The sequence below is a fragment of the Bacillus sp. FJAT-49711 genome, from assembly GCF_018343715.1.
Taxonomy (GTDB): Bacteria; Bacillota; Bacilli; order Bacillales; family Bacillaceae_C; genus Lederbergia.
In genome coordinates, this window is sequence record NZ_JAGYPL010000002.1 from 859,667 (window position 1) to 884,366 (window position 24,700).

General features: G+C 34.0%; 21 protein-coding genes and 1 pseudogene. 19 read left to right on the top strand and 3 right to left on the bottom strand.

The window, feature by feature from the left end; translation table 11 throughout:
* The first annotated feature begins 284 nt into the window (after positions 1-284).
* The 13 genes from KHA96_RS11715 (at position 285) to KHA96_RS11775 (ending at position 15,850) form a co-directional block, all read left to right on the top strand.
* Positions 285-920 carry a sugar transferase gene (locus KHA96_RS11715; protein ID WP_213129464.1) on the top strand — a complete coding sequence of 212 codons (636 nt, stop codon included), beginning with the start codon at positions 285-287 and terminating at the stop codon, positions 918-920.
* A complete protein-coding gene (locus KHA96_RS11720) occupies positions 914-1,756 on the top strand; it encodes an NAD-dependent epimerase/dehydratase family protein (protein ID WP_213129465.1) in 843 nt (280 codons plus the stop codon). Before KHA96_RS11715 ends, KHA96_RS11720 begins: the two co-directional genes overlap by 7 nt.
* Before the next feature lie 7 nt (positions 1,757-1,763).
* Entirely contained in the window at positions 1,764-2,525 is a 762-nt protein-coding gene (locus tag KHA96_RS11725) for a glycosyltransferase family 2 protein (protein WP_213129466.1), read from the top strand.
* Between the two features lie 108 nt (positions 2,526-2,633).
* Positions 2,634-3,563 (top strand): GDP-L-fucose synthase, encoded by a 930-nt coding sequence (gene fcl, locus KHA96_RS11730; RefSeq protein WP_213129467.1) that lies wholly within the window; start codon positions 2,634-2,636, stop codon positions 3,561-3,563.
* A gap of 1,529 nt (positions 3,564-5,092) precedes the next feature.
* Positions 5,093-6,145 carry a GDP-mannose 4,6-dehydratase gene (gmd, locus tag KHA96_RS11735; RefSeq protein ID WP_213129468.1) on the top strand — a complete coding sequence of 351 codons (1,053 nt, stop codon included), beginning with the start codon at positions 5,093-5,095 and terminating at the stop codon, positions 6,143-6,145.
* Positions 6,146-6,179: 34 nt separating this feature from the next.
* Complete coding sequence (locus KHA96_RS11740; RefSeq protein ID WP_213129469.1) at positions 6,180-7,571, top strand: sugar phosphate nucleotidyltransferase; 1,392 nt, start codon at positions 6,180-6,182, stop codon at positions 7,569-7,571.
* 118 nt (positions 7,572-7,689) lie between these two features.
* Positions 7,690-8,841, top strand: coding sequence for a glycosyltransferase family 4 protein (locus KHA96_RS11745; protein ID WP_213129470.1), 1,152 nt, complete (start codon positions 7,690-7,692; stop codon positions 8,839-8,841).
* Between the two features lie 13 nt (positions 8,842-8,854).
* A complete protein-coding gene (locus KHA96_RS11750) occupies positions 8,855-10,174 on the top strand; it encodes a nucleotide sugar dehydrogenase (RefSeq protein ID WP_213129471.1) in 1,320 nt (439 codons plus the stop codon).
* Between the two features lie 155 nt (positions 10,175-10,329).
* The gene (locus tag KHA96_RS11755) at positions 10,330-11,559 is read left to right on the top strand and encodes an O-antigen ligase family protein (RefSeq protein ID WP_213129472.1); all 1,230 of its coding nucleotides are present in this window, start codon (positions 10,330-10,332) and stop codon (positions 11,557-11,559) included.
* Between the two features lie 52 nt (positions 11,560-11,611).
* Entirely contained in the window at positions 11,612-12,352 is a 741-nt protein-coding gene (locus KHA96_RS23360; RefSeq protein WP_213129473.1) for a CatB-related O-acetyltransferase, read from the top strand.
* Between the two features lie 39 nt (positions 12,353-12,391).
* Positions 12,392-13,759: an oligosaccharide flippase family protein gene (locus tag KHA96_RS11765; protein WP_213129474.1), complete on the top strand. Its 1,368-nt coding sequence runs from the start codon at positions 12,392-12,394 to the stop codon at positions 13,757-13,759.
* 65 nt (positions 13,760-13,824) lie between these two features.
* Positions 13,825-14,379, top strand: a complete 555-nt coding sequence (locus KHA96_RS11770; RefSeq protein ID WP_213129475.1) for an acyltransferase — start codon at positions 13,825-13,827, stop codon at positions 14,377-14,379.
* Between the two features lie 814 nt (positions 14,380-15,193).
* Positions 15,194-15,850, top strand: a complete 657-nt coding sequence (locus KHA96_RS11775) for an acetyltransferase (RefSeq protein WP_213129476.1) — start codon at positions 15,194-15,196, stop codon at positions 15,848-15,850.
* 311 nt (positions 15,851-16,161) lie between these two features.
* Here KHA96_RS11775 and KHA96_RS11780 read toward each other — a convergent pair whose 3' ends face one another.
* Entirely contained in the window at positions 16,162-16,371 is a 210-nt protein-coding gene (locus KHA96_RS11780; RefSeq protein WP_213129477.1) for a hypothetical protein, read from the bottom strand.
* 724 nt (positions 16,372-17,095) lie between these two features.
* Between KHA96_RS11780 and istA the strand changes: the two are divergent.
* Positions 17,096-17,976, top strand: a pseudogene (gene istA / locus KHA96_RS11785) (IS21 family transposase); the annotation flags it as partial.
* Positions 17,977-18,347: 371 nt separating this feature from the next.
* Here the strand turns inward: istA and KHA96_RS11790 are convergent.
* The gene (locus KHA96_RS11790; RefSeq protein WP_213129478.1) at positions 18,348-19,064 is read right to left on the bottom strand and encodes a hypothetical protein; all 717 of its coding nucleotides are present in this window, start codon (positions 19,062-19,064) and stop codon (positions 18,348-18,350) included.
* Positions 19,065-19,651: 587 nt separating this feature from the next.
* Between KHA96_RS11790 and KHA96_RS11795 the strand changes: the two genes are divergently transcribed.
* On the top strand, positions 19,652-20,239 hold the full coding sequence (locus tag KHA96_RS11795) for a competence protein ComK (RefSeq protein WP_213129479.1): 588 nt from the start codon (positions 19,652-19,654) through the stop codon (positions 20,237-20,239).
* 365 nt (positions 20,240-20,604) lie between these two features.
* Here the strand turns inward: KHA96_RS11795 and KHA96_RS11800 are convergent, their stop codons facing one another.
* A complete protein-coding gene (locus tag KHA96_RS11800; protein ID WP_213129480.1) occupies positions 20,605-20,928 on the bottom strand; it encodes a helix-turn-helix domain-containing protein in 324 nt (107 codons plus the stop codon).
* Positions 20,929-21,283: 355 nt separating this feature from the next.
* Here KHA96_RS11800 and KHA96_RS11805 point away from each other — a divergent pair, with 355 nt between their 5' ends.
* The 4 genes from KHA96_RS11805 to KHA96_RS11820 are packed head-to-tail and all read left to right on the top strand — an operon-like array spanning position 21,284 to position 24,684.
* Positions 21,284-21,805: a glucose-6-phosphate isomerase family protein gene (locus KHA96_RS11805; RefSeq protein ID WP_213129481.1), complete on the top strand. Its 522-nt coding sequence runs from the start codon at positions 21,284-21,286 to the stop codon at positions 21,803-21,805.
* Positions 21,806-21,835: 30 nt separating this feature from the next.
* A complete protein-coding gene (locus KHA96_RS11810; protein WP_213129482.1) occupies positions 21,836-23,074 on the top strand; it encodes an amidohydrolase family protein in 1,239 nt (412 codons plus the stop codon).
* Between the two features lie 3 nt (positions 23,075-23,077).
* A complete protein-coding gene (locus KHA96_RS11815; protein ID WP_213129483.1) occupies positions 23,078-23,899 on the top strand; it encodes an ABC transporter ATP-binding protein in 822 nt (273 codons plus the stop codon).
* A complete protein-coding gene (locus KHA96_RS11820; RefSeq protein WP_213129484.1) occupies positions 23,899-24,684 on the top strand; it encodes an ABC transporter permease in 786 nt (261 codons plus the stop codon). The genes KHA96_RS11815 and KHA96_RS11820 overlap by 1 nt, the downstream gene beginning before the upstream one ends.
* Positions 24,685-24,700: the final 16 nt, after the last annotated feature.

The window sequence follows — 24,700 nt, forward strand, 5'->3', positions numbered from 1 at the left end:
TGGGTGACCAATTACTTATGTAAGTCCCTCTTCTAGTATTGAAGTTGGCTCCATCATATTTCTAAAGCAACTTTTAATACAAATGTAATAATAGAGAGGGGCTGTATTAAGTATTTATTCATTAATAGATAATGATAACATTGCTGAAAATTAAGAGCATATAGAATCAATTATTGAGACGAACAATAACTTGGAGCGACAAATAATGTTAGATTCCGGAATGATTTTAGGAAAGTTGAAAAACAAATAGAAGAATCTAGTTAAGAAATCGGGGTGTCATTTTAATGTATTTGAAGGTTAAGAGGCTAATAGATATTATTCTTTCATTGATAGGACTTGTTATTTTATCGCCTATCTACTTAACACTAATTATTGCAATTAAACTAGATTCAAGAGGGCCTGTGTTGTTTAAGCAAAAGCGTGTTGGAATTAATAAGACTCATTTTAATATATTAAAATTTCGTACTATGAGAATAGATACTCCTAAAGACACGCCAACCCATTTGTTAGAAAATCCAGAACAATATATTACTAGAATGGGAAAGTTCTTGAGAAAGACCTCTCTTGATGAGTTACCGCAAATTTGGAATATCTTAGTGGGACAGATGAGTATTATCGGACCAAGACCAGCGCTCTGGAATCAAAATGATTTAATACTTGAAAGAGATAAATATGGTGCAAATGGAGTTCCACCTGGTTTAACTGGTTTGGCACAGATTAATGGTAGAGATGAGCTTCCTATTGAGGTAAAGGCTAGGTTAGATGGAGATTATGTACAAAAATTAAACTTTAGAATGGATGTTATCTGTTTCTTTGCAACCATTATCAGCGTTGTAATGGGTGATGGGGTTGTTGAAGGTGGTGGAACTGCTGCTAAAAAGGAAGTGGCTAGTAGCAAGGAGAGATTATCTAAATGGTAAAAATATTGATTACTGGTAAAAATAGTTATGTGGGCATAAGTCTTGCAAAGTGGCTTGGCAATTATCCAAGTAGCTATTCAGTATATATGTTAAGTTTAAGAGATGAATCGTGGGAGAAAAAGGACTTCTCAGATTATGATGTAGTTGTTCATGTAGCTGGGATAGCCCATATAAAGGAATCAAAACATATTGCAGAAATGTATTATAAAGTAAATCGTGACTTAGCATTTGAAACTGCAAAGAAAGCAAAAAAAGATGGAGTTAAACAATTTATATTTTTAAGTTCGATGAGTGTCTATGGAATAGAAAGTGGTGAAATTAATAAAACATCCCTCGAAATTCCAAAAACCAATTATGGAAAATCTAAGTTGGAAGCCGAAGAACTTATAAATACTCTTAGTGATTGCGCATTTAAAGTTGCTATACTTCGACCTCCCATGGTATATGGCAAGGGATGTAAAGGGAATTATCCTAGGCTGGCAAAAATGGCACTTAATATCCCTGTCTTTCCTAATATACAAAATAGACGTAGTATGATTTATGCAGAAAACTTGTGTGAATTTATTAAGTTGCTAATTGATAAATGTGATAGTGGTTTGTTCTTTCCACAGAATAAAGAATATGTATGTTCTTCTGAAATGATTAAATTAATTACAGAAGCTCATGGTACAAGGATATACATGACGAAAATATTTAATCCTTTATTAAAAAAAATGAAGAATAATACTATAAATAAGGTTTTTGGTGATTTGATATATGATAAACAGATGTCCGAATACCAAGAAAATTATTGTTTATATGATTTTAGAGAATCAGTATTTAAGACAGAGGTGTAAAATGAAAGTGGACAAGCCTTTAATAAGTTTAATAACTGTCTCTTATAATAGTGAAAAAACAATTAAAGACACTATTGAATCAGTATTTAATCAAACATATAAAAATATAGAATATATAATTGTAGATGGATTATCTAACGACAATACGGTCTCTATTGCAAAAAACTATGAAAAAAGATTTGCGGAAAGAGGTTCTGCATATAAGATATTATCTGAAAAAGATAAAGGGTTGTACGATGCTATGAATAAAGGTATAAATCAGGCACAAGGGAAAATTATCGGCATTTTAAACTCTGATGACATTTATATAAATAATCTTGTAATTGAGAAAGTAGTAAATAAAATGGTTTCTGAAAATGCAGATTGCTTTTACGCAGATTTATTATTTGTAGATGAAAATAACACAAATAGAATAGTGAGAAAATGGAAATCTGGAAAAGGAGATTTTAGATTTGGTTGGAATCCTCCCCATCCAACCACTTTTATAACTAAAGCTACTTATCAAAAATTTGGGCTATATAAAGTTGAATACAAAATTTCATCTGATTATGACATTTTGTATAAAATTATCCATAAAGGGAAAACGAAAACAGTTTATTTGCCAGAATATATTGTGAAAATGCGTAGTGGAGGTAGATCCACAAGTGGTTTGAAAAGTAATATTATTGCGAGTAAAGAAATTTATCAAACACTTAAAGAAAATACCCAAAAGTATAAATTGCCTATTATTTTAATTAGGTTATTCGTTAAATTAAAACAATTTGTATAAAGTAGCTTTTTTGTTCGTATTTTCCTTATAAGAAATAAGGCTATTTTGTAAATATTGTCTAATTTTAATAATTATATTAGATAATATATTATGAAAGGAGAGAGTAGGATGCAAAAGGATTCTAGGATTTATATTGCGGGCCATAAAGGATTGGTAGGGTCAGCAATTTTAAATAATTTAAAAGAAAAAGGTTATAAAAATCTAATATACAAAACAAGTTCAGAGTTAGATTTAAGAGATTCAAAACAAGTATATAACTTTTTTGAAAATGAGAATGTTGAATATGTATTTTTGGCTGCTGCAAAAGTCGGCGGTATTGTAGCTAATAATGAATTTCCAGCTGATTTTATTAGGGATAATATACTAATACAAACAAATGTAATTGATGCAGCATATAAGTACGATGTAAAAAAACTATTGTTTTTAGGTAGTACTTGTATTTATCCTAAGTTAGCTAATCAGCCATTAAAGGAGGAATACTTACTTACTGGTGAGTTAGAGCCAACAAATGAACCTTATGCTATAGCAAAAATAGCAGGAATTAAAATGTGTGAATCATATAATCGCCAATATAAAACAAATTTCATTTCTGCTATGCCTACAAATCTTTATGGTCCAAATGATAATTTTGATTTGGAAACTTCTCACGTTCTGCCCGCTTTGATTAGAAAATTTCATGAGGCTAAGGCAAATGGTAATAGTAAAGTTGAATTATGGGGAACGGGAACGCCTAAAAGAGAATTTCTTCATACCAAAGATTTATCTGATGCATGCGTATTTCTAATGGAGAATTATTCAGGAAATGATATTGTAAATGTTGGTGTTGGTCAAGATATATCAATTGCGGAATTAGCAGAAAAAATAAAGAGAATTGTTGGTTTTGAAGGTGAAGTAGTTTATGATACTTCAAAGCCTGATGGAACACCTAGAAAATTAGTGGATGTAACAAAAATAAATAAATTAGGTTGGCGTGCGAAAATTAGCTTAGCGGTAGGCTTAAAAGAAACTTATGGCTGGTTTAAAGATAATTTAAAATAATAAATAACTAAGTCGGAGCCTTCCTGTTAAAAGCTTTTTGCGGACTTGAACAATAAAGAGCCTTCTCATCTCAGTATGTAGGAGTGTCTTATAACGAAAATTGACCCTAATATAGGATACCTAGGAGGACCAAGTTAAATTTAATATAAAACAACAAGGTTAACCAAGTCCCTGAACAAACGTTTGTGGTTGAAATGGATATCACCAATTATATGCATTTTGCATGTATGTTTGATTAACGAGGAATGCTACTGAAAAAGTCATTCCTATACTTATACTACAATCAAGACATAAATTTGAACTCTATTACAAAAAAATTCTTGAGGCCATGCAACTATTTAGCAAAAAAATGTCATTATCGCGATTGAATCAAAAGGCAATTATTGTCTTAACCTAGCCTACTCTCCCTATGAATGTGCATCCCTTTTGTAATTTTTAACAAAGCATTCAAAGAATTGGACTTCGTTTTGCACACCAATAAAGGTGCCAAAGATACATTTGCCATTACGATATTAGTCAAAGATGGGGGATAGTTACCCGCAGTTCTGAAAGAGATAGAGGTTGAACTACATGCCGGATCAACATCCGGCTGAAGAACTTGGTGAGGGTAAGAACAATATCATTCGTAGGACAGATTATTATTTTCCCGGGTTTCCAAGGGGATATCCGTCCTTAGAAAGATTGCCCTTGATGCCTTAGAGTGAACACCATTCCCTAGCGATTTACCTGGAAAAAAATTGGGGTATCAACCCTTTATTGGCAGGTAGAAGGGATGAAATCCCCCAAATAACTGATGGAAGCGCAGCTTATAGAATTTACCAAAATTTCCATTGGCCTAAAAGAAGAACAATAAATGGTTAGAACTCCAGACTGTTCCTTGCTTAAGAGGTACCATAATTGTTGATTTATTATCGAGATTGGAAACCTTTTACATTATGAATATCCAACCCAACTACTAAAACTATCGGGATTAATGCTATGGGAAAGCTTTTCTGCTCAACATAATGATCAAAAGCATATTTCCAAAAGACAGTTTCAGGATATTCTCTTTCGCATAAAGGTGCCGATAATTCGGCTAACGAAGCATCTTGTCGACTACATGAATATTGTACAAACAGACCAAACTTTTACGGATGAAATAGTCGATTGTAATGTGAAAGACATGGTCTTTGATACTAGGCTAATTATCTAGGACATTCCCAAGTTCATTGAGGCAAAATAAGTTTATATTCATTTAATCGTTAGACGATTGGACAACATGTTGAAGGTGGCATTATTTTTTTATTCGACCACAAGTTCCTATAGGACTTCGTTAGCCTCCTTCTTATGCACATATCATTGCCAAGATACATAGGAGAGTAAGTCAGCATAAGTAACGCAGAGAATCGCTGTCAACCGCACACCAATACTGATAGTTTATAAAGAATAATATAATTCCTGGGAATTCATCTGTCGAAAAATACTGTTTTTGATACCTTAATAACAGTTCAAATACTTGATACATCAATATTATAACGGAGGAATAAATAATGAAAATAGCGTTGATAACGGGAGTTACAGGACAAGATGGATCTTATTTAGCAGAGTTTTTACTACAAAAGAACTATGAAGTACATGGGATAATTCGTCGTAGTTCATCATATAACCAAGAACGTTTAGAAGGTTTTATAAATAATAAAAATTTTCATTTGCATTACGGTGATGTAACTGATGCCTCGAATATTATTCGTTTAATAAATGAAATTAATCCCGATGAGATATATAACTTAGCAGCTCAATCACACGTACGTGTTTCATTTGATATGCCTGAATATACACAAAATGTAGATGCAGCAGGTACGTTAAATATTTTAGAAGCAGTTCGTATACTAGGATTAGTTGGTAAGACTCGTGTTTATCAAGCCTCCACGTCTGAGTTGTACGGTAAGGTACAAGAAGTACCGCAGAAAGAAACAACACCTTTTTATCCAAGATCTCCATATGGGGTAGCAAAAATTTATGGTTTTTGGATTACAAAAAATTATCGGGAATCTTATAATATGTTTGCTGTAAATGGGATACTTTTTAATCATGAGTCTGAACGCCGTGGTGAAACCTTTGTAACAAGAAAAATAACCCTAGCTGCTGCTAGAATTGCTCAAGGAAAACAGGAAAGATTATGTTTAGGAAACTTAAATACTAAAAGAGATTGGGGCTATGCTAAAGATTATGTTGAGTGTATGTGGCTTATGCTACAACATGAAAAACCAGAAGACTTTGTTATTGCTACTGGAGAAATGCATACTGTTCGTGAATTTGTGGAATTAGCATTTAAGCAAGTTGGAATTGAAGTGGAATGGTTTGGAACCGGTGTGGAAGAAAAGGGAAGAGATAAGAAAACTGGAAAAATAATTGTGGAAGTTGACGCGAGTTTTTTCCGTCCTGCTGAGGTAGATCAATTATTAGGAGATCCAACGAAAGCAAAAACTTTACTTGGATGGTTACCAACGAAAACTTCTTTTGAAAAACTAGTAAGTATTATGGTAGAGGCTGATATGAAAAAAGTTGAAAAAGAAGAAGGGATAAGGAAGTCTTTTGACTAAGGTGGAGATATATCAATAAAAGGGGGGAGCCATCTTGAAGTTAGTATTACTTTCAGGAGGGTCAGGGAAACGCCTTTGGCCATTATCGAACGATTCTCGGTCAAAGCAATTTTTGAAGGTATTAGAAGGCGATAATGGGGAAAAACAGTCCATGCTTCAAAGAGTGTGGAAGCAGTTAAATTCAGTGAACCTTTCTGATGAGACAATAATTGCAACTTCGAAGCTGCAAAAAGACATTATTCAAAGTCAAATTGGGACGGATGTGCCACTAATTACTGAACCGGAAAGACGGGACACTTTTCCAGCAATAGCTCTTGCTGTTTCATATTTATATTCAGTTGAAAAAGTCTCAGATGATGAAGTAATTTCAATACTTCCTGTAGACCCTTATGTAGAAAATAGTTTTTTTGAAAAAGTTAAAGAGTTAGAGGGGATTTTTCGTAAGTCTGACTGTGATTTAGCTTTAATTGGAGTAAATCCTACTTACCCATCTTCAAAATATGGTTATATTGTGCAAGACAAAGATAGTAATACGGGACAAACAGAATACTATAATGTCAGCCATTTTACTGAAAAGCCTACCGAGGAGGAAGCTAAAAATCTTATCAGTATGAATGCTCTTTGGAACTGTGGTGTGTTTGCTTTTAAATCGAAGTATGTAATTGATATTTTAATAGAAAAAGGTTTGCCAACTGATTTTGAAACATTGTTAAATCAATATGACACATTACCAAGTATAAGCTTCGATTACGAAGTCGTTGAGAAGGCTAATCGCATAATTGTACTACCTTATAGTGGGAAGTGGAAAGACTTAGGAACTTGGAATACACTTACCGAGGAAACGGCATCTAATCAGATCGGAAGTGGAATTATATCTGAGGACGCAGTAAATACCCATTTAGTGAACGAGCTTTCTATACCTATTACTATATTAGGTATTCAAAATGCGGTAATAGCTGCTAGTCCAGATGGTATTTTAGTAACGGACAAATCCGCTAGTCCAAGGATAAAAGACTTTATTAAAGTGTTTGATAACCGCCTACCAATGTATGAAGAGCGGCTTTGGGGTTGGTCGAGAGTACTAGACTATGAGAAATATACCAATGGTAACGAAATGATTACGAAGCGTATTTGTATTCATAGAGGGAAGAATTCAAGCTATCATTCTCACCTTTATCGAGATGAAGTATGGACAATCGTGAAGGGGGAAGGAGAGCTTGCCTTAGAGGGGAATATTACAAAAGTAAAAGCTGGGGATAATATTCATCTTCCTGCAAATAAGAAGCATGGTATAAGAGCAATTACAGACTTGGAATTTATTGAAGTTCAGACCGGGAATGGACTAAGTGATGATGACTTTAGTAGATTATATTTTGATTGGGATGAGATGCTAAACTCTTTCAAGAAATCTAAAGTTATTTTATAAAAAGTAATGATATAAAAAGTTAAAAAGTAAGAAATTTGACTTTTTTATCGATTAATTAAGGTTTCTAGGATTCAGTTGTCATCTAAGAAGCGATTAAATGAAGTTTGGAGGAAGTAGTATGAAGATTGTTCATCTATGTCTAGCAAATTTTTTTATTGATAATTATGGTTACCAGGAAAATATGTTGACAGCTCAAAACAAAATGGATGGACATGATGTACGAGTATTAGCATCTACAGAAACGTTTATTAATAATAAACAGCTTGGTTATATTGAACCGAGTGAATATTTGAATGAAAATGGTATAAAAATTACAAGGATACCATACAGAAAGTTTTTACCTCACAAATTGATGGTTAAATTGAGGATCTATCCAAGGGTTTATCAATTTTTAGATAAAGAAAAGCCAGATGTTATACTATTTCATAATCCCCAATCATGGGAATTATGGACGGTAGCTAAATATAAAAAGAAGAATCCCCACGTTAAATTATACGTAGATAATCATGCAGATGAAGGAAACAGTGCCAAAGGATTTGTTTCTAAAAATATCCTTCATAAATTTTATTATAAGTATATCGTGCAAAAAGCTTTACCTTATATCGATCTATTCCTATATGTCACTATCGAACGGAAGCATTTTCTTGAGAAGTATTACCAAGTTCCTGATGAGAAGATGGAGTTTTATCCATTAGGTGGAACTATAATTGAAGATAAAAAAAGATTGGAATACAGAGACGAAATAAGAGAAGCATTAAGTTTTTCAGATGATCAAATAGTCTTCATCCATGCTGGGAAAATGGACAGGTTAAAAAAGACGAAGGACCTCATCATCAATTTTATGAAAATTAAAGACTGTAGATTAAGGCTATTAATAGCAGGATCCTTCACGGATGATGTAAAAGTACAGGTAGAGGAGTTAATTAATCAAGATGATCGCATTGTATCTCTCGGTTGGAAAACCCCTGATGAGCTGACCAAATACTTCTGTGCTTCTGATCTATATGTGCAACCTGGTAGTCATACAGTTTTAATGGAACATGCCACATGCTGTTCCCTTCCAGTTGTTGTGGCGGACTTAGAAAGCTATAAATTCTTATTAAAATATAGTAAACATTCATGGATTATTAGTAAAGTAAATGAATTAGAACAAATATTCACCGAAATTAGTAAAACACCTGCAATACTAACAAGCATGTCTAAAAGTGCAAACGACTTTGCACGGCAAACGCTGGATTATAAGAAGCTTGCTTCAAAATTGTATAGGTAAAGGAAGATGGTTTATGAACTTATATAAAAATATACTAGATAAAAAAGAAAGTATATCAATCGTTGGGCTAGGCTATGTGGGTATGCCTATTGCAGTTGCATTTGCAGAAAAAATAAATGTAATAGGTTTTGATATAAATGAAGAAAAAGTGGAAAAGTATAAGGCGGGATATGATCCAACCCAAGAGGTAGGCGATGAAGTAATAAAAAATAGTAAGGTGTTTTTTACTTCAGATGAAAAGGAGCTGAAGAAAGCCAAGTTTCATATTATTGCAGTTCCAACTCCAATTAATAGTGATAAAACACCAAACTTAAGCCCTGTGGAGAGTGCAACTGAAATGATAGGTCGCAACTTAACGAAAGGGTCCATTGTTGTCTTCGAATCAACAGTTTATCCAGGTGTTACCGAAGATGTATGTATACCGATTTTGGAGAAGGTTTCTGGTTTAACTTGTGGTTTAGATTTTAAAGTTGGTTATTCCCCAGAGAGAATCAACCCAGGAGATAAAATTCATCGTTTAGAAAATATCACAAAAATAGTATCTGGAATGGATGAGGAATCACTGGATATTATAGCTAAAGTATATGAATTAGTAGTAGAAGTTGGGGTACACAAAGCTTCTTCTATTAAAGTAGCAGAGGCTGCAAAAGTAGTAGAAAATAGCCAAAGAGATATTAATATTGCATTCATGAATGAATTAGCGATCGTATTTGACAAAATGGGCATTGACACCAATGAAGTGGTTGAAGCAATGAACACGAAATGGAATGCACTTGGCTTCTACCCTGGTTTAGTGGGTGGACATTGTATTGGTGTAGACCCTTATTATTTCTTATATGAAGCCGAGAAATTAGGATACCACTCACAAATTATCTTGTCTGGAAGAAAAATTAATGATTCAATGGGTGCCTTTATTGGAGATGCTATCATTAAAAAGCTGGTAACTATGAATAAAAGAGTAAAAAAAGCACGGGTTGTAATTATGGGTATGACATTTAAAGAAAATTGCCCTGACACGCGTAATTCGAAAGTAATAGATATTATTACAAGACTTAAAGAATATGAAATACAACCCATAATTGTAGATTCACATGCAGATCCAGCAGTATCTTATGAGGAGTATGGTGTTGATATTGTTAATTTGCAAGAAGTTGATAATGCGGATTGTATCGTATTTGCAGTGGCACATCATGAGTTTAAAGCCATGACTTTATCACAAATCAACGAGTACTTTATTGATGCACCAAATAGTGAAAAATTACTTGTTGATGTAAAGAGTATTTTAAATAAAGAAGAGGTTCTTTCTTCGGGATATCAATATTGGAATCTCTAGGTCGCACAACTATATATTTCATTGGAATGAAATAAGTAGTAAATAATTATTACATTTCTCTCTAGTATATGTTTTAGAATGAAATAGATTGAATCTTTCAAAGTAATATTGGAGGTGAATTTATTTCATGGAGGAATAATTTATAGGAGATTCAGATGAAAATTTCTAACACAATAACTAAATTTCCGTTAATTACAATTTTATTAATTATTATTTCATTCCCCGTCAATTATAATTTAGGTTTTGGTATAAGATTTGTCGACATAATAGTAATTACATTTATTGCTATTATTTTATTCACAAGTAACTTCCACAAGCTTTCTCATACCTTTATATACTTATATATATTTCTTTTATTATACCTACTTAGTATGGGCTATGGTATTATTTTCATTGGCATTGAATCCAGTTCAAACTTTTTTTTCATTTATAAATATATGCTTCCCTTTCTTCTTGCATATTCTTTATTGAAAGTGAAGTTGGAGGAGCAACAAATCTATCGGCTCATTAAATGGTTTTTCTTAATATTTTTCCTTTTAATCATCTATACTTATTTATATGTATTAGTTTTTTCAGGTGAAGGTAGACCTTCTTTTCCGTTCTCTAATGATATGACTTGGGGTGTTGATGCCCACTTATTTAGTGCATATTTATCAAATAGTTTATTGGCGTTCATCATGTTTGCAACCTATAAGTATAAGTTAAGTTATACCAAAAGACTTATTATCTTTTCTGCTTCTTTTGGAGCGTTATTATTAACTGGTTCAAGAACGGGAATATTAACATTAGCTATTGTTATGGTTGTTATACTTATTACTTATTTTTTTAAAAGCTTTAAAATCGGTTTAATTAAGTACCGAACGATATTTTTTGTCCTAACTTTAATACTTTTAATCCCAGTTGCTGTCTATAGTTATGATTTAGTAAACCAACAAGATAATTATAAGGAAAATTTGATAAATAGAGCATTAAATTTTAATTTAGCTGAAGATCAAAGTAGTTTGAGCAGACTAAACAAAGCTAGAATGGGCCTTGAATTAGTTAATAAGGAATTAATATTTATTGGTGTAGGTATGCAAAGTACCGAGATGGTATGGTTTGATAATTCTATTGCTAATATTGTTGTTTCATCTGGGTATCTCGGTCTAATCGCCTTTATTTTTATTATAGTCTCTTTTATAAAGAACACGTATAAAGTGGCAGTAAGACATGATAGATTAAGGGAATTTAATGTTTTTTTTGTTGTATTTACCCACTATATTCTTGTTAACATGATTACAGAATATTTTTTAGTTTCGAGAAGCATTGTTCCATTTATTGTATTTATAATCTTAATAATAAAAGTTATAAATATTCCAAAGTTTGAACAGCAAGTAAGTGAGTAAATTCAATTTAATATTTTTTAGAGGTCTACCTACAAAAAGGGGATATAATACAGTGGGAATAAAAAGCTTGATAAAAAAGTTTGTTAGTTTATTCTATGCTCTCATTAGGAAAGATTTACTTCTAGATTGGAAAAGTGAAATAAATCCTAATGTTTATAAGCACTTAAAGGGTTCTACCAAGTACAAAATATCAGTGAGCAATTCTGTTTTATCAGGAAATATCAAGGCAGGCAGAGGTTCAAAGTTCTTAAATGTTACCTGTTACGGAAATGTCAGGTTAGGGGATTTTGTATCAGTGAATGGTCCTGGCACAAGATTATCGTCAAGGATAAAAGGAATAGAAATTGGGAGTTACTCTTCCATTGCATCTAATGTAGTGTTACAAGAGGATTATCATCGAACAGATAAGGTATCATCATATTTTATGAACAATAATTTATTTAATAAAGGGATAGAAAAGGACATTTATTCAAAGGGAAAAATAGTAATAGAAGAGGACGTTTGGATAGGTTCTAGTTCCGTTGTATTGTCTGGAGTTAGGATTGGAAGAGGGAGTGTGATCGGTGCTGGAAGCATCGTAACTAAAGATATTCCAAGGTATTCCATTGTTGCTGGAAATCCAGCGAGAGTTTTAAAGAAAAGATTCGAAGATCATATTATAGATGCTTTGGAAGAATGCAAGTGGTGGGAATTAGAACCATCAGAAATGGAAAAAATAGAAGCGTTTTTTAATGCAAATCTTCATGAGATAAAGAGTAAGGAAGACGTTTTATCCTTATTAAATAAATTATAGCTATATCTATTGAGTATGAAGAAGAGGAGATTCAAGTTAGTGACTACGAATCAGCTAGCAAAACATAATAAATCGTTTGTTAGAAATATTTTAACACTAATGACAGGAACAACGATTGCACAGGCTTTGCCGATTGCTGCATCTCCTATCTTAACAAGAATATTTACACCTGATGACTTTGGAATATTAGCACTATTCTTATCCATTACATCTATTATAGGTGTCATGATTACTGGTAGATATGAGTTAGCGATTATGCTGCCCAAAGAGGATAAAGAAGCGGTAAACTTAGTTGCCTTATCTATAACTATTGCTGCTGGAATTAGTTTATTTTTGCTCACCCTAATCATAATTTTTGGAGAGCAGATTTCCGCATTATTAGGTAATAGTCAAATTTACCCTTGGTTATTTTTTGTGCCATTATCTTTGTTCCTAACAGGGATATTTCAGGCATTTAATTACTGGTCAAATCGAAAACTACAATATAAAAGAATAGCCAATGCAACTATTTCAAAATCTACTACGACTGCAGGGATGAATATTGGAATTGGTGTGATGCAGTCTGGCGCAGCGGGTCTCGTCCTTGGGAATGTATTAGGTCAGTTAGCGGCAACAGTCCAGCTAGTTGTAAAAAGCATTAAAAAAGGGAAGATAAGCTTTTCTTATGTGACATTAAAGGAGATGACTTTATTAGCAAAGAAATATGATCGATTTCCAAAGGTGTCAATCTGGTCTGCTATGTTGAATACCGCTTCATTGCAGCTTCCAGTCTTTGTTTTATCTACAGGTTTTTCTAGTGCCATTGTTGGTTTCTTTTCTTTATCACAGAGGGTACTTAGTATTCCAATGTCCGTATTAGGAAGTGCATTCGGACAAGTTTTCTTTCAAACTTCAACAAAATTAAAAGAGGAAGATCCTAAAGGATTAACACAAGTTACATATCGTTCTTATAAATATATGTTATTAATTGGAGTTATTCCTATATCCATTATATTCGGATTTGGAGACATAATCTTTTCCTTTGTGTTCGGTAAAGAGTGGCAAATAGCAGGTGAATATGCCCGGATCCTTAGTGTATGGTTGCTCCTCGTTTTTATCTCATCGCCACTAGCTTTATTGTACACAGTTATGAATAGAGAAGGAACACTTTTCTTATTTAACTTATCTATGTTCGTAAGTAGAGCGATTGTTTTGTTATTTGGTATTTTTTATTTTAAAGATGCTTATATCACGATTATATTGTTTTCCGTGATTAGTTCTTTGTTTTATTTATGGAACAATATTTATATTTTAAAATTAGTGAATATAAGCATGTGGAGATCACTACTTAATACGGTATTTGTTATGACAGTAGCATTGTGTATTATCTCGGTGTTTAGATATCTTTTTTTAAACACAGTCTGGTAAGGCAAGAATAACAAAAATATTATTAATTTTAAAATATAACTTTAAAATCGTGGTGAATCGTATAAATGAGAAAATTTGCTATCTTCATTGCAAAAATAATAGGTTATTTGTTTTATGATGAGAAATATTTAAAAGGAAAATGGTTCGAAAAAACCCCCAATGGAGATGGTTGGATATTCGTCCTTAAATGTTTCCTATGGCAAAAGATATTCAGAATTAATGGTAAAGTTCCATTCCCTGTTAATCAAAATATTAGAATATCAAATTATAAAAAACTTCATTTCCATCCAGATGATTTAAATAACTTTCAGGGATTTGGTGTCTACTTTCAAAACTTCATGGCAGATATTTATATTGGGAGAGGCACCTATATTGCTCCGAATGTGGGATTAATAACTGCAAACCACAATCCAAAGAATCCTGATTTGCATCTTAAGGGTGAAAATATTGTCATCGGAGAAAAGTGTTGGATCGGTATGAACGCTGTAATTCTTCCTGGTGTAAAGCTTGGTGATAATACCGTTGTAGCAGCTGGTGCAGTTGTAACAAAGAGCTTTGAAGAAGGAAATTGTATTGTAGGTGGTGTTCCTGCAAAATTAATTAAAAAGATAGATGAATAATAATGGTCTCATAAATACATCGGAATATGATAGATCCCTTTAGGATAATAAGTTGAGCTGTAAAGCATGTAGTTTGTTTTACAGTTTTTTATGCAACTAGGTCAATTTCCTAATTGCATGATAGACAACTGAAAAATGAACAATAATCTGATAATCAATTTAGCACTTTACCGGATTGAATTATGGAATCAATTATTCCACTCTCTAATTACATTTGGATTGCTAGAAATATAAAAACCCTTTATACAATATAGAAAACTAGCTTGGCAATTTTTAAGGGTTCTTCATCAATAGCTATTGGATTAGTGGAATGAAGTGGACAGGAAATTTTATCGACGTGAAAAAAGAAAAAGGGAGACAGAAAGTAACTTGTAAAATATCTATCCGAAGAAAATGTAGTGAAAATAGAATTAATTGTTAGCCCGATATCAAAGGATCATTACTTAAAGAAAGATAAATTGGAAAGAAAATATTCAAAAAAAGAAAACTGGTCCGAATTATAATGAGCATGACCTTTCTTTTTTAAAAAAAACCGAAAATAACTGAAACTTTTCCCTTTAAAAATATAAGTGCATTTAATGGTTATAATGCAATATTAGCGCGAGTTTCCAGGTGTATTTACATAGAGCTCATATCCTCCTACTAAATGAAGAATAGTTTTAGACAAAAATCGAAACCAAGAGAAGTACGCGAGTAGTTTTTTAATTTATCCCTCTAGGGTATAAAATCAAAAAAATAGCAAATTTATCTTATACATGGTAATTAAATAGCCCCAAATTGCACAAACTAACATTGACAATACAAGGAGATTAATGTGAACAACATAGTGGTATTTGGTTCAGGTGGACATAGTAAAGTAGTAATCGATATTATTGAAAGGGCTGGAAAATATAATATACTTGGATTAATAGACCCATATAAAAAAGTTGGAACAAGAATTATGGATTATGAAATATTGGGTAATGATGAAGCAATACTTGAAATCGGGGATATGGTGGTTGGTGGGATAGTTGCAATCGCTGATAACTGGCAAAGATATAAGATAGTAAAAAGAATTACATATATAAATCCTTATTTTAAATATATTAAAGCAATTCATCCATCTGCGCAAATTGGTAGAAATGTAACATTAGGAAATGGCACTGCGGTGATGGCTAATACGATAATCAACAGTAATACAAAAATAGACAATCATTGTATTATAAACACAAAAGCCTCACTGGACCATGACTGTCAAATTGGAGAATATGTAACATTAGCACCAGGAGTTACCGTGGCAGGAGGTGTTTCTGTAGGTAATCATTCTGTTATTTCTATAGGGGCAAATGTGATTCATAATAGGACAATTGGTGTACATACAGTGATTGGAGCGGGCTCGACAGTTTTACATGACTTTGACTCCTATGTAGTTGCTTATGGAACTCCGGCTAGAGTTATTAGAGGGAGAGCAGAGGGTGAAGAGTATCTTTAGAGATTCCCAGGATTGGCACTACGTAAAAGCTTCAGAAGAAATCCCGCGTGGAGATCATTTAATGCTATGCTATTTTAATACTTGAACATGAAAGTATATTAGGATTGATTTAGCATTATCTAAATTCCATTTATTTTTGAGTTAGTGGCTTGTTCTACCATTGAATAAAGAAGAGAAACTTACAATGTTCTCCAGGATGTTATCTACAAAAAAGAAAATTATTATGTTGTACACTGTATAACTGGCCTGTAATAACACTTCTTCAAAAGTAACGGAGAAGAAAAAAATAATTAAAATAAGATAGATAAGATTTAAACTAGAAGATCTGTTTTAATCATTTTGGGTGGTATTGATACTCTTGCCACTGGATCTGTTAAATACTTTGTAGTTAACATCCCCGTAAAGTGCTTTCCTGAAATTGCAAGCGTCAATATGTAAATACATATTCCAAAGACAGCAGAACCAGTCAAAAGCCCCGCGAGCCTCGCTTTTTCCGCTGGATATTTTATTCTTCTGGCCATATCGATAGATGCAAAGCCTGATATGGTAGCAATCACCTAAGAAATGAAAAAAGCCATAAATTATGATAGTCGTGTGTGCTGAATAATCTCAATTGCCCAACGGACGAGTTCATCATGTGATCTAAATTCTCACACTCATTCCATATTCAGAAGGGGAATAGTTTATCTTTATTACAATTTTTGAAAGAGGTGTGAATGATTACGGCCATCTAAATGTACCACTAATGGAATGGCTTGTACCAATGAATGTCAAGAAATTTACCACTGATTGACAGGTTATTTACTAGAAAGAAGATACCAGTGGAAAATGCAAGCGAAGCGGTCCTTGATAATGAGTAAGTGATATATAGGCTCTTCGGCTGGCAGCCCCCAAACGACTATAGGAGCGCTATAAGGGGGGATGCTAGCAAGGACAGCCACATCCCATATCCGCCGAAGGCTCAGTAACAGGGATGCCAGTAGAATGATCGGTAGAAAGATTCATCCTGCCTTGACGGTGACGTAGGATTTTTCATGGTAAATGGGACGTCAACGGCTGGTAAATTCCTCTGGCCGTAATCAGTAAAGGCTATCCTGTTTATGGCAATATGAATATGTAGGTTATGGCATTCCTTTTATGTAGGTCCCCCGCGGGGGACCTACATAAAAAGGCCACTTGCTAACATCCCAAAAATTCAATACACTTCCTGTTGGACCCATTACTGGCAGGAGGTATTTATAGGAGATGTTAGAAGTGACCGAAATTAATTATATCAGACAAGAAGTGAACACGAAAGGTCATTCCTATTCGGATGTTGCTAGAAGAACAAATAGGGATTTTCGTACTATTAAGAAGTATGCTGATCAAGAGGAATTTCAACCAGATATGAAACGTAAAAAGCCCCAACCATCCCCGGTGATGGATCCAGTTAAGGATTTGGTGGATCAATGGTTGAAAGAAGATATGAAAAAGAAAAGGAAATACCGAAGGACAGCCAAACGTATATGGCAAATGCTTGTGGATGATGTTGATTTCAAAGGATCAGATCGTACTGTAAGATCGTATGTTTCCAAACGAAAAAAAGAATTACTTGAGGAAAGCGAAGAAGAGCACTACCTTTGGAAGCAAGACCAGGTGATGCGCAAGTGGACTTCGGTGAAGCACCGTTTAAAAGAAATGGTAAAGTGATAGATCTCCCGTATCTTGTTCTATCATTTCCAAATAGTAATGCATTCTTAGTTCAAGTCTTTGAATCCCAAAATCAGGATTGTTTCTTAGAAGGATTAAAGTGGTTCTTTCACCACTTAGGAGGTGTGCCAAGGAGAATCCGTTTTGATAACTTATCTCCGGCAGTTAAAAAAGTTCTTCCCTACGGGAAGCGTGAACTAACAAAAGCTTTTGAAAGATTTACATTGCACTACAGTTTTGAATATGAATTTTGTAATCCTGGTGCCGGAAATGAGAAAGGCCATGTTGAGGCAATGGTTAAATATGTACGAAACAATTTCTTCTTACCTGAACGAACAGTACATAGTTTAGAAGATTTAAATAATGTTTTATGGGGTGAGGTAGAGATTGATCGATACCGCCCACATTATGAGAAAAAAGAAGAGGCTTTTGAACTTTTACTATCAAACAATATGTACACTATTAACTATTGGCTCTGAAAATACTCTATAACCGGATAACTAAAATAAATTGCCCGCTTTATTGCGGGCATGTCAAATTCTAGGGAGTAGAATGTAAAAATTCTACTGTACTAATAGTATCATTAATATTAAGGAATATGCACCAAGGAGTCTTTTTCTTTGCAATCCTAGCTTCTTTAAGGAAAAAATTCTTTAAAAAAATACTAGATAGGGGAGGTGGAAAATCATGACCACAGATTAGGCTGTATTTGTCCAAGATTAAAATAAATTAATAAACCGATTTATAGTGCATTCTAAAGAGTTGAGTTTGTAGAATGATCAGCTTTGCTTCGCATATACCCCTTGATTTAATCCTTCCAATATCCACATAACTTTTCTTCTTTCACAATTTTCCCCCATTCCAAATCTATGAGCATTATATATAAATTGGCTCGAAGGGATAAAGGTGGTCTTTTCATAATCATGTTAAAAACTTTTTCATCATTAACAACAATCGTCAATTTATCTGTTTCATTCAGTTCAAATGTAGTAATGCGCCCATAAAGAAAGAATGGCTGAAAAGTAGGATGATAACGATCAGGAATACTTGGTTTGAAATCTAAATACCATCTATTGTAACCATCATGATCAATGTTAAGGATCATATCTGAAAAATGATATTTTTCTTCGTGTTTTTCTACGCTCCATTTAAAAGGTTTTTCATATAGGTCAGCTAGTATGACTTGAATAAATTTCCTCTGTAATTGTTCCATTTTCCCTCTAACATCCATGGGAGAATGTTTTTCTATTCTGTCATGACTATTTATATCTAACTCGTTTTTTCGAGCTAAATGCCCGGCGGCAACCATAAGATCTTCGTACGAAACTTCATTTTGAGCTTTTGCTGCAAACTTTGATATCGTTTCAGGAGTGGGAGGTGAGGCTATCATGTTTCTAAGGAACCTTGAAATGTGGGCAGCACTTACACCAGCTTCGTTTGCGTACTGATTAATGGATCTATCTCCTTTTGCCCGCTCAAGAAGAATAGCAAATTCCTCTTTATTAAATTGGTCCTCAATATCCATAAAATTCCCCTCACTATAATTTATGTTCTTATTATATTTTAATCATTGACTGTAGTCAATGGTATGTAAAAGTAAATTAAATGATTGTATTGTTTTAATTTTAATAGAATGATATAATAATTTCTAAACATTATAAAAATTAGTAAAAAGGTCGTGTGTTTTAAGAACTATCCAGAGTTGCGTAATAACTACAAACAATGGGTAAGTGAGGTGAAAAGAATATTATATTTTATAAATGCTCCGATCATTAGGTTTGCATTTAGCATAGGGAAGAATCTTCAAAAGTATTGTAAGCGCCACCAAATGGACGGTTAGAAAAGGATATGGAAATGTTATATTTGCCGTTTTTTCAATATTGAATTGGAAAACCTGAGATATTGGCTAAATAACGGGATTAGCTGTAGCAAGCAGCTAAGGAGGTGAGGGCAGTGTGATCCTATTCATACATATAGAAAACCCCTTGAATTAATGGTCTTGGTGGACGTAATTCAAGGGCTCTACTGTTGGAGTATACCAACTACTAATAGTATACTCCTTTTTACAAAAAAATAAACTAGCAGTTACACGGAAGGAGTAGAATGATAGAAATGAAGAAATATACTATCAACATTGACACAAGAGCGATTTTAAACAATTACGATGAGAACGGGAACCTGTGCTCCATTGCGCTTGAAGGAAAAGAGCTCTATACCCTTAACGGAAGCCCACTTTCAATTGTTGAAAGAAGCATTGAATATTATGGGAATAGTCTTCGAGGGGCGATTGTAGGTGCAAGAGGCGCATTAGGAAATATTGATATGCCACCAGTCATGATATGCGGAAAGCTAGGTATTTACTGGTTTCCGATTAAATCAATTGGGCGTGATGACAATATTTGGCTGTCCGTTAATCATATTAAAGATTACGAACCCCTTGATGCAAAAACGGTTAAAGTGATTTTTCTTGATGACTCCGATATTAAAGTTGAAAGCAGTTACAGCAGCTTTGATCGAAAAGTAAAAAATGCGCTGAAGTTGAAAAATATATTAGAAATCAGAGCAAGTGGCGAGTATATAACTTTCAATAAAGGCACGGAAAATTTAATTATTAGGGATCCGGCTAGAAAGCATTATTGTTTTATGACGAGAAAGGAAAGGAGAAATAAGGAAACGTTGAGGAGAAATAGGAAGAGGTAGCTGATCATTAAAATCAGGAGGATTGTCTTATGCCTCCTGATTTTCAGTTTCTTGCAAAAATGACTCATTGTTTATATGAACTTTTGGAGTGTGATTGTTTCATTATGGATGATCATATATCGATTTGATCTATATAATTAAAAATGAAAGAATTTTTTTGGAGGACATTTTTAATGGAAGGGCAGCCTGATCCTGCTGTTGAGTTAGTTCATCGAATAGCGCACACATAGATCCGATGGAATCTGCTCTCATTAATGAATCTCAGAAAAGATTACCTGATTTAGCAGATGGACGTTTGAATTTCAATATCTTAAGTATAAGAAATAAAGGAAAAAATCTACCAATTATTTATTATTGGTAGATTTTTATTCGTTGACTTCCGCTTTTTGTCTTTTGATCATAGATTCTAAAAAACTTGACAGAAGATGAATTTCTTCTTCAGTTAATTGTTGTGCATTCTCTACTAGCCGTATTATTTCCCCGGGCAGAACAGGTACCGATCCAAAAAATTCACTTAAAGAAATATTTAATGAATCACATATTGTATTCAGTTTATCCAAAGATGGGGTAGTTCTACCATTTTCAATATCCCTTAAATATGACTGAGAAATAAAAGCTTGTTTAGCCAATTCCGCAACTGATAATTCTTTTGCCATTCTTAAATTTCGTATTCTATTTCCAATATCCATTATATTTCACCTACCTCTATTATATTATTTCCAGATCCTAATAAATTAAGAAAAATGAGAAATTTTGACGTAAATAACGTAAAATAATGTTGACTTTTATGTTATTTACGTTATTATGTATATAAACTTCCACACATTACTTTTTGACTAGTAAGGTTGTTTAATATCGTGCTAGTACATTGCTATGATTTTAAATTTCAAAAGGGGGGAGAAATCTATAAAAAACTGTGTGTTTTCAACCTTTACAAAAAAGTGGTAAGGAAGTTCTTGGGATTAGTTAATTTGATGTGAAATAACCAAGTAATTAGATTGAATTATTTAGTTTTATCTTTGAAAAAGTGAAAGGTTTTTATAATTGAAGGGACGTGAGATATTGGGAAACTTCGCAACATTTCTATCATCTAATGCTTACCTAGATTTAGGGGCAAAGAAGCATGTACGGAGGTTATCTCAGTTAAAGGATATTTATACGGATAAAGATGTAATTGGAACAATCTTAAAAAGGGAGGATCCAGTTATTTACGAAGTATACGAGATGCCGCAACCGTTTACGGAAACTGACTTGTTAGTGAATATTACTGTTCTTCATCCTGGGAAGGTGGGGGAAGAACTTTATATGACGAAAGGGCATTTTCATGAGGAGCCCGACACTGCTGAGGTAGTGATAGGCCTTCAAGGATCAGGTGTTCTTTTATTGCAAAATCGAGAAGGGGTTTTAGAAGAGAAACCTGTAATGAAAGATTGGATTAGTTATTCAGCTGGTGGATGGGCACATCGAGTAGTAAATATGGGAACGGAAGATTTAGTATTTCTAGCCATTAGTGGGGCGAATATTATCCATGATTATGAGACTGCTGCAAGATTAAATTTTAAATAAACTATAGAAGTCTTTAAGGGAGTGAAAAAAATGAGTGGTATAAAGGTTATTAAAGCAAAGAGACTTATTGATGGGACTGGCAACCCTATTCAAGAAAATATCGTCATAGTGGTGCAAAAAAACATTATTGAACAAATCATTCCTGAACAGGATTATATCATTCCGGAAGATGCAATCGTTTACGACCTTACTGATAAAACAGTCATGCCAGGTTTGATCGATGCTCATATGCATTTTTTTTCCGTACCTAGCCATGAATTACACAAACTTGTTAGTGAATCTGATGTTAATCGTGTATTGCGTGGAGCCGGAGAAGCAGAAAAGATGCTTCAAGCAGGGATTACTGCAGCGAGATGCTTAGGTTCTACCATCTCTCCTGCATTAAGAAAAGCTATAAATGAAGGGCATATTCGCGGCCCACGATTAGTAGTAGCGGGAGAATTTGTTATTTCCTCGGGTGGAACGTGGTATGAAATTATGCAAGATGTAGAAGGGGCAGATGGGCCAGAAGAAATAAGAAAGAAGGTTCGGGAACGGATTATGCAAGGGGCTAATGTCATTAAAGTGGGCCTTTCCAAAGGGAAGTTAGATGATTTGAATCGTTCATGGGGGGATGAACCTTATCAAACACTTACTGCTTATAGTTTAGATGAAGTGAAAGCCCTGACAGATGAGGCACATGCCAATCATCTAAAAGTAAGTGCTCATTGTATTGGGGACGCTGCGGTAAATCTAGCGATAGATGGAAATGTCGATGTAATTGAGCATGGATATGCCATAACAGAAGAAACGAGAAAAAGATTGGTAGAAAAGCAGATTCCTGTAGTGACAACGATTTCCCAATTGTACTTCCATGAAAAGGCAGCAGAAGCATTTCATTATCCTGAATGGGAAATGAGGATTTATCAAACTCATAAGAAAGCGATGAAGAAGGATTTTAACGAAGGATTAAAAGCTGGTGTAAAGTTTGTGATTGGGACCGATTTAATTGGTTATCCGACGCACCCACAAGATCAGGCAGCGAAAGAATTTGAATTGGCCGTTGAATGGGGGATGGATCCGGAAGCAGCCATCGTTGCAGGTACAAAGCGGGGAGCGGAAGTTTTAGGGTTAGAAAAAGAAATTGGAACTATTGAAGTAGGGAAAAAAGCTGACTTGATTGCTTTTGATGGTAATCCAATAGAGGATATTAAAGTTCTTCAAAAAGTGGATTTTGTTATGAAGGATGGCCAACTCATTAAATCTGAATTCAAGAAAGGAAAGAGATAGTATATGCACGCTAAGATTAAGAAAGTAACCAATCTCACGGCATCCCTTATTGAAATTCAGGAACTTTCCGTTGAATTTCAATCAAGTTCGAATCAGAAAATCACGGCTTTAGATAATGTAAATCTTTCGATCAATAAAGATGAGTTCATTTGTGTAATGGGGCCATCAGGATGTGGGAAAACAACATTATTAAATACAATCGCGGGTATGCAGGGAATCACTTCCGGGTCTATTACGATTGATGGAAGGAATATTGAAAAGCCTAGCCCTGAACGAGCGGTTGTTTTTCAAGATGATGCCGTGTTTCCTTGGATGACTGTTGAAGAAAATATTGGATTTAGCCTAAGTATGCAAAAGAAATCCAAGCAAGAAATTAAAGAGTCAGTTGATCATTTTTTAGAGCTAGTGAAACTGGAAGATTTTCGAAATGCATGGCCAAAACAATTATCGGGAGGTATGAGGAAAAGAGTTGATATTGCAAGAGCGTATGCGGCAAATCCTAAGGTTTTATTGCTGGATGAACCGTTTGGACCTTTGGATATTATGACGAAAGAACATTTACAAGAGGAATTAAGAAAGCTTTGGATGCAGGCCCCAAGAACGGTCATTTTTATTACACACGATTTGGAAGAAGCTTTGTTTCTTGGTGATCGGATTGTTGTGATGACTCCTAGACCAGGAAAAATTCATTCAATTTATAAACCTAACTTTCCGAAAAGTCGGGACATGTCCATTAAAACTTCAGCTTCTTTCGTCGATTATAGAAAACGGATTCGAGCTATTTTAAAGCAAGAGGAGGAGTCTTTGGAAGGAGGTGAAAGTTGATGTCAGAATTTTTTTTGAAAGGAAAGGCGAGTTGGTTTAAAGAATCACATTTAAGCATCTTATCCATTATCGGTGTGTTTGTCGTCTGGTTTTTGGTGACAAGAGATGGGCTGGGGTTAGTAAAGCCGGTCATTTTTCCTTCACCAATAATGGTGGTAGAAGCAGCGATCTCAACTAGCTCACTTATTGGAACAGACGTATTGTATACAATGTTTCGGGTCGTTTGCGGATTGGTTACAGGGACTATTGTTGGAATAACGATTGGGATGTTAGTTTGTTTCAATAACAAGCTGTATTATTTGCTGAATCCCATTATTGAAAGTTCCAGACCCGTTCCTGTCATCGCGATGATTCCCTTTTTTTTGATGTGGTTTGGAATTGGAGAAATTGGTAAGTTCTTGTTAGTCACATTGGGTGTATTTGCCATCATCGTGATAAACACCATTGAAGCAATTAGGAATGTACCACCTATTTATGTTAAAGCTGGACAAACATTAGGGGCAGGAAAAAAAGCGATTTTCAGTAAAATTATTTTGCCTTCTATTATTCCATCCCTAATCGGGCCAATCCGAGTTTGTGTTGCGATTTCATTTACATTGGTCGTTGCAGCTGAATTTATGGGTGCACAAGCAGGTATGGGATATCGGATTTTACAAGCAAGAAAGATGTTTAATACCGATGTGATTTTTCTAGGAGTCGTGATGTTCGGAGTTTTATCAGCGCTTGTAGATACTACCGTTCGTAAATTGTTGCAGCATTTGACGAGGTGGACTGAGAGGGCATGAAAAAATAAAAAAGGGG